Below are 10,845 nucleotides of genomic sequence, written 5' to 3' on the forward strand. Positions count from 1 at the left end.
AATACCCTATAAGGAGAAAACGATATGGCATTCGATCCGTCAAAGTACACAGTAGCAAAAGCAAAACCTCTTCCGGTGGTTTTATTATTGGATACCAGTTCCAGTATGAGCATCGGTGGAGAACAAACAAAAATTGCAGAACTTGAAAAAGCCGTTCAGGAGATGATTAAAGATTTTGCCCATGAAGAACAACTGGAAACGGAAATCCTTGTTTCTGTTATTACTTTCGGGAATAATGGTGTACAATTGGCGCTTCCGTACACAAATGCCTCAAAAGTTGAATTAATAAAACTTGAAGCCGGAGGCAACACTCCTATGGGAACTGCTTTACAAATGGCGAAAGACATGATTGAAGATAAAGAAACGACCCCCGGCCGTGCATATAGGCCTCTTGTTATTCTGTGTTCGGATGGAGCGCCGACTGATGATTGGAAGATACCTATGGAAAACTTTATCAAAAACGGACGTTCTTCAAAATGTGATCGTATGGCAATGGCTATTGGTTCTGATGCAAACGAAGATATTCTGAAAAATTTTATTGTCGGTACTGAAAATCCGCTTTTTTATGCTAAGGATGCATCAGCTATGCATAAATTCTTTAAGTTTGTAACAATGAGTGTGACAAGCAGAAGCCATTCTCAGAATCCAAATCAAGTTTTCAAACTGGAAGCGCCTAAGGAAATCTTAAAATCCGTAAGTGTTGAACCTTCCGGCGGTAGTTATTGGTAATAATAGATTTTAAGGGCGGTAAACTTTATGAAAGAATGTTTACTTTCGTGGTACGGCATAACAGATTTTAAAGCATCTCTTGGGATCGAAAAAAGCGGACCGCTCTTAGGAGCAATTTTATCAACTCATTACACTGAGATTCAACTGTTAGGTTATACGAATAACGCGGCTGAATCTTACTCAGATGAAGTTTTTGATAGTGAGCTTGCATCTTTAAATAGAAATGATACGGCAGAAGCAAATAATTTTGTTTATAAATGGGCAAATACACAACCGGCACATCATCATTTTATAAAGTGGTTGCAAAATAAAGTAGCAGAAAATACTAAAAGTATTACTATTGGATTCACACCGGTGAAATTGAGAAAATTAAATGATACCGAGGGAATATATGCAGCAGCAGTCCGATTGTTGGAAACAATTGCAGAGAATAGCAATAAGGAAGATATATACGTGACTTTGTTTTTAAGTCCCGGAACTCCGGTTATGGCTTTCTGTTGGGCAATGGCGGCTTTGAAATTTCCGCAGTTTCGGAAACGACTTATAGCATCATCGGATCCGAGAAAAGGGCCGGAAAATATCGGTTTACCGCAAGAATGGATGGAATGGTATGGAAAACAAATGCCGTTAGAACATCGGAATGGTAAATATTTTGACATGATATTTCATCTTTATGGTGATCAAAGAATACCGACATACTTAGGTCTAAAACAATTTAACTGCAAAAGTCATGTTTTTATTACATCCGCAGGATACCATGCCGTTGATATTATGAAACAATTTGTTAAGGAAGATATTGAATTATTAGAATTAAATGTAGACGCATACAATCCTAAGGATGTTCAAGATAAATTACTTAAATTTATTGAAGAAAAGGATGGGATTCAAAATCAAAAAATAGGATTCAATCTAACGGGTGGAACAAAATTAATGTATGCAGGAGCATTGAATGTTTGCAGACAACTCGGCGGGATCCCCTTTTATTTTAACACGAGAGATAAAAAGGTTATTTTTCTTAATGATTTCAGTTCTAAACCTATAGTTAAGATAGAAAAAGTGAAATCCTTTATAAAATTGAACAGTAACGGTTTATCAATCGGTGATTCACAAAGAAAAATTCCTCAGCAAGCAGATATGATTTCTTTAACAAACTATTTATGGAAAAGAAAAGAGATTATAAATGATATTGCAGGCGAAATCAAAAAACGATATTTTGAGTTACGAAAACCTTTTATAAAAGAAGAAATTACCGTTTTTACCGATAATGATCGCAATTCTTATATTAAAATTAAAGACAGGCAATATGTGTTTGAAGATGCTTCACAGTTCAAGGTTTATCTAACCGGAGGATGGTTTGAAGAATATGTTTATAATAACTTAGAGAACTTGGTTAAAACAAAAAAAATAACCGATTTGCATCATAGTTTAAAAATCTCTTATGAAACAAATAATGCAACTACATTAGAGAAATTTTTAGGATTAACTAAGTCGGAAAACAATCAGTTATACCAAGAGCTTGATGTTGTTTTTACCGACGGCAATAGACTGTATGTCATAGAATGTAAATCGGGTAGAGCCGAAGTAGAGCATATTATGAAACTGGAAAATATTGTGAGATATTATGGCGGTTTGGAAGGAAAGGGAATTTTACTGTATATAAATAAAGTTGATAACCCTATTGTAGTGAAAAAAGCAGCGGAATCAAAAAATGTCAGAGTTTTTGACGGTGATAATATCATATCGAAAATAGAGGAGTTCGTAGGTTTATATGACTAAAGTCTTAGTTGTTATTGATAATTCGGGCAGTATGTTTTGTTTGTCGAAATCCGATATTTTGGAATCTATCTGTAGAAGTATTTATCTTCATGAGGATATTGAGGCAGATTATTATAGATGGGATACGTCTATAACCAGAATTGATTATCAAAATGAAGAATTAATAAAAGATGTTAAGGGAACAGCAAATTTGGGAGCGCTGGTTGATTTTATTGAACAGCAGGTAGTTGGAAATATTATTCTCCTGACGGATGGGTATATTGATGGTGATAAGACGGATTTAAACAGAATCTTAAAAGAAAATAAAGAAATAAAAGTGAGATTGGTGGGAGTTGGTGCTGATTGGAATTCAGTAGTAAGTTCACAGTTATTTCCGCCAAGTTTTATTGCCGAGAATAAAACTTGGTATATCTTTAATACGCTTGAATTGGATGCTGCCTTAGATTCGTTCTTAGAAGTATAACAAAAAGGCAATGCTAATATGAAAAATAAATATTGGAAAGGAGCTGCTGTCGAAAATATAGGACCAGCTCATATTCGACAAAATATTTCTATGCAGGATGCAAACCGACTCTGTTTTTTTAAGAGCGGTTTTATTGCTGTAGTTTCTGATGGTCTGGGAAGTAAAACTCATTCTGATTTCGGTTCAAATGTGGCCTGTAAAATATTTATAAAATATTCAAAAAAATGGATTAGAAAAACAAAAAAATCACCCGATAGATTTATAAATAATTTTCATAAATATTGGGTACATTTAATTGAAAAATCAGGGTATAAAATTAAGGATTGTTCGGCAACATTATTGGGGGTTGTATGCAATGGGAAAGAAATGTTTTTATTCCGTTTAGGCGATGGGATGATCGTGTGCCTTTCAGATAATCAAAATATTTTAGTTTCGGATAAAAAAAACGGATCATTTTCTAATATTACGAAATGCTTAGGTAATATTAATAGCCGTGAAGACTGGCAATATTTAAAGATAAATGTAAAATTTATTAAGAGCGTTTTTTTATGTACTGATGGAATTTCCGATGATTTAGAAAACAGCTGTGAGATAGATTTTGTACAGGATATGTCAGATCGATATAGAGATTATTCATGCAAACAAATAAAACTGGATATGAAACAGTGGATTTCAAACTGGCCTGTACCCCGACATACGGATGATAAGACTGCTATATTTATAACTAAGAGAGGTAATGTTTAATTTATGGATGTAAAAATAACAGAAATAAAAGTTGTTGATGTAGAAAACCGTGTATATATTTTAGGTGAAAAGATTGGGCAAGGAGGGCAAGGCGCCGTTTTTCATGTTAAAGATGATGCCGATATTGCAATAAAGCTTTCTACCGATAAAGAAGGAAACCCCTTACAGGATGATACTGCAATAAAAAATATTTCCTACAAGCTTAATATTATTCGAAAACTTCCTCTGCTGCAAAATATTAATCTTTCCAAACCTCTTAGTATTTTAAAAAGTCATGCCGGATATGTCATGACTTTTATGAATGAAATGAAAAGTTTTGAAAGCTTTCTGAAGTTGCATCAAAAAATTGAAGATAATGATATCCCTAGATGGTTAAAAAATGAAGCTGGGAATCCGATTCAAGATGCTGAAGTTTGGATAAACTTTTGTAAAACAGGAAGTATAAGAACAAGGTTGCTTGCTCTGTACAAAGTCTCAGAGTTACTGGCAAATCTTCATGCAAGGGGGCTTGTATACGGTGATATTTCCGGCGGTAATCTTATGTATAAAGAATTAGCCGCAGGAATAATAGCCGGACTAATTGATACTGATAATATTAATTTTGCCGGAAAGAGTAAAACTTATTTCACTCCCGGGTTTGGAGCTCCGGAAATAACAAATGGTAAAAGTTCTGCCACTGTTTATTCCGATTCCTATGCTTTTGCGGTTGCCGCTTTTTATATTTTAACAATGCTACATCCATTTAAAGGTAAAAAAGTTCTGGGATCGGATGATAATGATGATGATGACTGGGCGAATAGTGTTACGGTACAACAAAAAGCTGATCCCGGAAATTTTAATGATACCGGTATGTATCCATGGATATTTAATCAAAATGACGACTCAAATTCTTATGGAGATTTAGAACAAGTCAATTCATTATTCCTTACTCCGTTATTGTTTGAATTATTTGATAATACGTTTTCAACAGGACATAATAACCCTAAGTTACGGACTCCATTAATCAGATGGCCGAAAGCTTTTGCTCAAGCAGCAGATTTAACTATTAGATGCTCATCATGCGGAATGACTTATTATTATGATTATACGGAAGATGATAAATATTGTTGTCCGTACTGTTCAACGGAACGATGTCCTTTCGTTCTAGTAAAAACTTATATAATTAATAACGATGAGTCTGTTTATTCTTTTGTTCATGAGATAGACAAGGAAGAGTTTTATATACCTTCAAGATGCTTTGAATCATTTAAAATAAATGAGAGTGATAATTCCGTAGTTGGAATTTCTTTGAAAAATGGTTTTATTGCACTACGATTGATTGAATCTGAGTATGCTATTTATATTGAAAAGAACAATCTTAGAGAAAGATTTACCGGTGTTTATAAATTTAAAATTTCGGATATCCAAAACTTTTCAATCACTTTATTAACACAGTATCGCAAAGTAATTATTTCCGGAGGAGAATTACAATGAAATTAAGCGAACTAAGATACGGAGAACACTTTTCCTGCAGAATCGAGCCGTATTCAAATCCTGCTGATAATCTTATTGATAAACAAAATCCGCTTGGAATAATACTTCAAAAGAATACTCATTTGTCTGATGCTTATATCTTACAAATAGGGGCGGCTGCTAAAATGGTTAGGATGATAAAGTGTTCCGATATTTCTTCATTAGAAAATAGGATTCTTGCAGGTCAAACAAATCTTTATGAAGTAATAAATATCCTTTCTAACAATCAATTGGATATCGAGGTTGTATTTTTTAGAGAATATAAAACATTTCCGCAACCCTTTATTGTTAATGTAACGGAAGATTTTATTACGGCCTGTGGAACTTCTCATTTTTGTTCTAAAGGTAAAGATGGCGACCAGTTATGCGGTATTTTAAAATCTCAATTTATGTTAGGTTCATCGTCAAATTCCTATTTTCTTTATATAGGAAAAACTCCCGGAGATGATGATCCTGCGGCTTCTTGTACATTAGTCAATAAAGATTGGCAATTAGTCATAAAATCAAGGGAAATAAGGGATGAAATTTCGTTATATTCATCTGATATCAAAAGACATATACCCAGAAACAATGATAATTCCGTGTGTTTGGCAAAAGGTGAATTGCGATTTGCGTATTTAAGTACAGAAACGATTTCAAAATTGAATGAACTGGAAATGAAAAAGAATTTAGATGACGGTAGCAGTTATATCGGGGAATGGGATAAATATAACACGGAAATAGGAAAAAGACTTCTTGAAGCTGCTCGCAAAGTAGGGTATATCGTGTTATCCGGAAAGCCTGAAAAACTTAGTAATCATGAAATACTTTTTAACTACTCATATAATGGTGAAAATAAACTTGGCGACTTTAATAATTTAACTATAGAAACGGATACTGTAGATATCGTTCAAGAATTACCGGATTACTTACTAAATCCGAATATGACTTACGAAGAATGGATTGGTGAAATTGATAAAAATCTTGAGCAGGAAGCTTTGTTTCAAAATAAAAAAAAGAAAAAACAAGAACAAGAAGAAAAGCACTGGAGCAATCTTAATATTATTGACTATACACAAGATACGATTACTATAGAATCAAAGCATAAAGGATTACCTAAAAGAGGAAAAAATGGAGAATTATTTATGATTCTTTCCATTACCGGCGAAAAAATACAGGTTGAAAGAAGACGGCGTGCACGACAGAATATCCTTAAAGGATGCAGCCAGATAAGTAATCTGGGGCTTATCCTTGATGGAAAATCGAATCTTAGCTCAAATATTCCAAGTGTATCCGGTACTAAAAGAAAGTTATCCGATAAGGAACAAAAAAAAGTATATGAAAAGATCTTTGAATTTGAACCGACGGAAAATCAAAAGAAAGCTATAAACATTGCTCTAACAACTTCGGATATTGCAGTTATTCAAGGTCCTCCGGGAACAGGAAAATCTACCGTTATTTGTGGAATTATTGAATCTTTAAATCAAGATTTTCAGAAAGACAATAATCTGGCAGGAAAAATATTGGTAACAAGTCTTCAACATGATGCGGTAGATAATGTTACCAATAGACTTTTAACGAATGGATTGCCGACGGTAAAATCCGGCCGCTCAAGTTCTGAAGATGAGCTGAGTATTTCTACAACGCAAGCTGAAATTAAATCTTGGTGCCAAACGGTAGTCAAAAATATTGAGAAAAATATTCCTGCCGTAATAGAATCGGCTGAATTTCAAAATCTGCGTTCTTTATTTTTAGATTATCATAAAGCTCCGTCAACTGCGATGGAGATTGCACTTTTAAATGGTATTAAAAACTTAAGCTCACGATTTACAACTCCTGAAATTATAGAAAAAATAGATTCAATTTTAGTAAGTTTAGATCAAGACCCTTCCTCGGATGATATGGATATGATCAATTGCCTTTATGCCTTACGAACCGATGAGGTCTCTTTTCAAGATGATGGTACAAAACGAGCTATGGAATTGGCTGCTCGTTTACGAGAGGCGCAGATTCCTATTCCTTCATGTTTAAGTAAAGCTTGTAGTTACGAATTGAAATCTGACTTGTCGTTTTTAAGCGATTTGGAAAATTTACAAAATGAGCTGCTTGAACAATATCTTCCGCATGAAGAGTTCAGACGCAATAAAGAAAATGCCGTTATTGCTGAGATTGTTAATGAAGTATCTCAAAGAATCCAAAAATATCCTTTTGACCCGAGCGAAAAAAAGAATATGGCGCTTGCCGACTTTATTTATGAGTTAAAAAATAATCCCGATGGGATACTGAATACGCTATTAAGTTATAATCCTGTTTTGGCAGCCACCGTACAACAAAGCGAAGGACAAGAAATTAATGAGGCACGCCGAAAACTTGGCCTTGATACCGATAAGCAGAAATTACCGTATGAATATGTGATAGTAGATGAAGCTGCTCGTGTTGCTCCTCCGGATTTATTAATTCCTATGGCGAAAGGAAAACATATTATTTTGGTAGGGGATCATCGTCAGTTGCCTCAACAAGTTGACCAAGATATTGAGAAAAAAATGGAAATATCGGCAGCAAGCAGAGAAGAAATTGCTTTCTTGAATGAAAGTACTTTTGAAAGATTATTCGCTCAATTAGACGCTTCAAAAAAAATAACGCTTGATAAACAATATCGTATGCATCCTCTTTTAGGAACTTTTATCAGTAAGGAGTTTTATGAAGTTCATAATCCTGATGAAAGATTTGAATCTCCGCTAAAAGCAGAAATATTCAGCCATAATTTGCCTATAATCACTAATAAAGCAGCAATTTGGTGCAATGTTGAAAATGAACGAAATGGGGGTGGTGCGGAAAATAGAGATGCTTCAAAAAGCAGGTATAGAAGAGGAGAGGCGATTGTTGCAGCAAAACTCTTGAAGAAATGGTTGGATTTTGATACGGAGAAAAAATTGACATTCGGTGTAATAAGTTTTTATTCGGCGCAATGTCGTGAAATAAAAAAGCAATTATCTTCTCTGGGTATTTGTACTCAAAAATTGCAAATAAATGAAGATTATCAATATACCTTATCTGATGAAAAGAAGAACATTAAAGAAAGGCTTCGAATCGGTACTGTTGATGCATTTCAGGGCATGGAATTTGATGTAGTTATTTTATGTACGGTACGTACGGCAACAGAAGACAGAATAAGAAATGCATATTCTGAAATGCAAAAGGATGCCGAAGAAGGTTTACGGAAACAACAGGGGCTTTTTGGGTTTTTAATGTCAAAGAATCGGCTTTGTGTAAGTATGAGCCGCCAGAAGAAAGTACTTGTTGTAATCGGTGATAAAAATTTGTTTACAAGCAATATCGCAGAAAGCACAGTTCCTGAACTTAATCATTACATCACCATGTGTGAAAATAATATCGATTTCGGACTTGTATTTGATGCTAAATCAATTGATTAAAGGAGAATAATAATGACGGACGCACAAAAATCGGAATTGGTAATTCTCCGAAAAAAAATAGAGGTATTATTTCAAACAAACCATGCTTTGAAGGTTTTGCACCTATCAAAAACAGTCAGACAAATTTGTTCTGGCCTTGCATTATGTATCAAGTGGAAATACAAGTAGATAAAAGCGAACTTGATATTTTTGAAAGAACAATATTAAAGTTTGCAGATTGTAATATCACAAAGGCAAAGGATGTTGCAGATTTAATGAATATGGAAGTTGAAACGATAGCGTTTATTCAGAATAGGCTCGTTATAAAAGGTTATTTAAAAGACAAACTTTGTTCGATTACCGATAAAGGCCATGCATACTTAGATGAATATATAAACGGTAATCATACGGAGGCACAAGTTATTTGTTTGTTTAAAGATATAAACTCCGGAGAATTTATAGATTTAGTGGAAGTTTATCCTGCAAAAAATACATTGACTATTTATTCAGAAAAAAACGGTACTCTAGAAGGATCATTTAACCTGCCGGGAAATGGACGGAAAAAAGGTTTTGTAGTTATCTCTACTAACTATGAAAAAGCCATTGCATCTGAACCGGAAGCGTATCTCCTCTTAAGAGCTATCAGAAAATATAACAAGGCTGTTGAGAAAGAATTAAAAATATCTCTTAGTAAAATTTCTAATTCCGTTAAAGTAAAAAGTAAAGAGGTTGTATTTGTTCATACAGTCGGTTTTGCTACTGCTAATGGAGAAATCCATTCTACCGATGCTGCCGGAATTGGAATTTCCGATATTTTTACGGATTTTATCCGAAATGCAAACGATAACGAGCATCCGTGGATTCGATCGATTTTTGAAAAGGGAAATGCTAAAATAAACAATGAAGAAAAAGAGGCTGATAATAAGTACGAGAAACCTCGTTTTAGCTATCCGGCAGTATCCAATCCGATTTTCAATGCAGTAAAGACTTTTAATGAAATAAAATCGGTTAAGGTAGAAAACCATATTGCGCGAGAAGATATGAAGCGATCGGGAGAAATCATTTATTATAATATATTCACAGCCTTGGAATATGCTTTGAAGATGTATTATGCTGATTTTAAGTCTAGGGAAAAAGAAGATGTTACAATACAATTGGCAGATCAGGAAGCGCGACAAATAAACAAAACTAAAATAAAAGAAGTTGGAATAGCGGAAGATAATATTTTCTTGTTCTATATTCTTGCACAAAATCTTTCCATAAATCTGCCGCACAACTATCTAACATTATTAAAGGTATATCCCGGTAAAATCAAATCAATGAGGGATGATAATCAACCTGAACTTATACCGTTATTGTGTTTATGTCTGGCAAATGCTATTGATGATCCCGAAGTTCCGTTGAGTTTTTTGGCAAAAAATTATCCGGACTTTATGATTGATTTTTTTAAATTAAAAGAATTACGTGATAAAACCTCAATGGCGCATGGTCCAGGATTAACATTCTCAGATGTCTCTGCAAGTAAGTGTAAAGAGATAATCGAGAAGATTCTCTTTTACGTAGAATATTTGAATGAAAAACTAAAAGCCGATAATAAGTTACTTACTGATTATTTTAAAGATGATATTCATAACAGTAAGTATCAATACTCCTCTTATATTCAGAAGATATATGAAAAGAAATTAGAGTTATACAAAGATTATGGCTATGTAACTATTAATAAACTTCCTGCAAATCTTATTAAACAAATGATCAATTCTCTGATTACGTTTGGAGATCGCAAATATGTTGCAGGAAGTGCCTGTTCGGTATTACAACAGTTCTTTGAATATTCAATTACGGCTATGTTAAAATATATGATGCCACCTTCTAAAGAACAAAGAAACTGCAATTTTGTAGCGGAAAAATGTAGAAATGTATATTTTGAACTCAAAAATAACAAATTGCCTGATTCTATAGGTACGGTAAGTTATAAAAAGATAGGTAAGGCTGTATGCGGGGGAGGATGCGATAGTTTAGGAGCCGGTATTGTAAGTTTTTTGATACTTGTACCGGAGGAGCAACTAATGGATATTTCTCAACAATATCCTCGGTTTATTCTTGATTTAGATTTTTTGTTAAAATCACGCGGGCATAGTGATGTTCGAGAATATTCTGAACGGGAAGTATCAATTTATAAAAAAATTGTTACTAATATAATAAAGATACTGATAAAATACATTGACTAAA

7 protein-coding genes are annotated in these 10,845 nt (G+C 33.8%); all 7 read left to right on the plus strand.

Annotated elements, in window-relative coordinates; genetic code table 11:
• Positions 1-24 precede the first annotated feature (24 nt).
• Entirely contained in the window at positions 25-729 is a 705-nt protein-coding gene (locus tag QI63_RS05335; RefSeq protein WP_052185488.1) for a vWA domain-containing protein, read from the plus strand.
• A gap of 27 nt (positions 730-756) precedes the next feature.
• Positions 757-2,505 (plus strand): Card1-like endonuclease domain-containing protein, encoded by a 1,749-nt coding sequence (locus tag QI63_RS05340; protein ID WP_044014522.1) that lies wholly within the window; start codon positions 757-759, stop codon positions 2,503-2,505.
• Positions 2,498-2,968 (plus strand): VWA domain-containing protein, encoded by a 471-nt coding sequence (locus tag QI63_RS05345; RefSeq protein ID WP_044014524.1) that lies wholly within the window; start codon positions 2,498-2,500, stop codon positions 2,966-2,968. Before QI63_RS05340 ends, QI63_RS05345 begins: the two co-directional genes overlap by 8 nt.
• Positions 2,969-2,986: 18 nt before the next feature.
• The gene (locus QI63_RS05350; RefSeq protein ID WP_044014526.1) at positions 2,987-3,712 is read left to right on the plus strand and encodes a PP2C family serine/threonine-protein phosphatase; all 726 of its coding nucleotides are present in this window, start codon (positions 2,987-2,989) and stop codon (positions 3,710-3,712) included.
• A gap of 3 nt (positions 3,713-3,715) precedes the next feature.
• Positions 3,716-5,185, plus strand: a complete 1,470-nt coding sequence (locus QI63_RS05355) for a protein kinase domain-containing protein (RefSeq protein WP_044014528.1) — start codon at positions 3,716-3,718, stop codon at positions 5,183-5,185.
• The gene (locus QI63_RS05360; protein WP_044014530.1) at positions 5,182-8,637 is read left to right on the plus strand and encodes a DEAD/DEAH box helicase; all 3,456 of its coding nucleotides are present in this window, start codon (positions 5,182-5,184) and stop codon (positions 8,635-8,637) included. Before QI63_RS05355 ends, QI63_RS05360 begins: the two co-directional genes overlap by 4 nt.
• A gap of 143 nt (positions 8,638-8,780) precedes the next feature.
• Positions 8,781-10,844 carry a hypothetical protein gene (locus QI63_RS05365; RefSeq protein ID WP_044014533.1) on the plus strand — a complete coding sequence of 688 codons (2,064 nt, stop codon included), beginning with the start codon at positions 8,781-8,783 and terminating at the stop codon, positions 10,842-10,844.
• The last annotated feature ends 1 nt before the right edge of the window (position 10,845 follow it).

Origin of the sequence: Treponema sp. OMZ 838 (assembly GCF_000775995.1) — a bacterium.
Classification (GTDB): Bacteria; Spirochaetota; Spirochaetia; order Treponematales; family Treponemataceae; genus Treponema.

Excerpts from the sequence above, each read along its gene's own strand:
- QI63_RS05335 (WP_052185488.1), top strand. The coding sequence starts at position 25 with ATGGCATTCGATCCGTCAAAGTACACAGTAGCAAAAGCAAAACCTCTT.
- QI63_RS05340 (WP_044014522.1), top strand. The coding sequence starts at position 757 with ATGAAAGAATGTTTACTTTCGTGGTACGGCATAACAGATTTTAAAGCA.
- QI63_RS05345 (WP_044014524.1), top strand. The coding sequence starts at position 2,498 with ATGACTAAAGTCTTAGTTGTTATTGATAATTCGGGCAGTATGTTTTGT.
- QI63_RS05350 (WP_044014526.1), top strand. The coding sequence starts at position 2,987 with ATGAAAAATAAATATTGGAAAGGAGCTGCTGTCGAAAATATAGGACCA.
- QI63_RS05355 (WP_044014528.1), top strand. The coding sequence starts at position 3,716 with ATGGATGTAAAAATAACAGAAATAAAAGTTGTTGATGTAGAAAACCGT.
- QI63_RS05360 (WP_044014530.1), top strand. The coding sequence starts at position 5,182 with ATGAAATTAAGCGAACTAAGATACGGAGAACACTTTTCCTGCAGAATC.
- QI63_RS05365 (WP_044014533.1), top strand. The coding sequence starts at position 8,781 with ATGTATCAAGTGGAAATACAAGTAGATAAAAGCGAACTTGATATTTTT.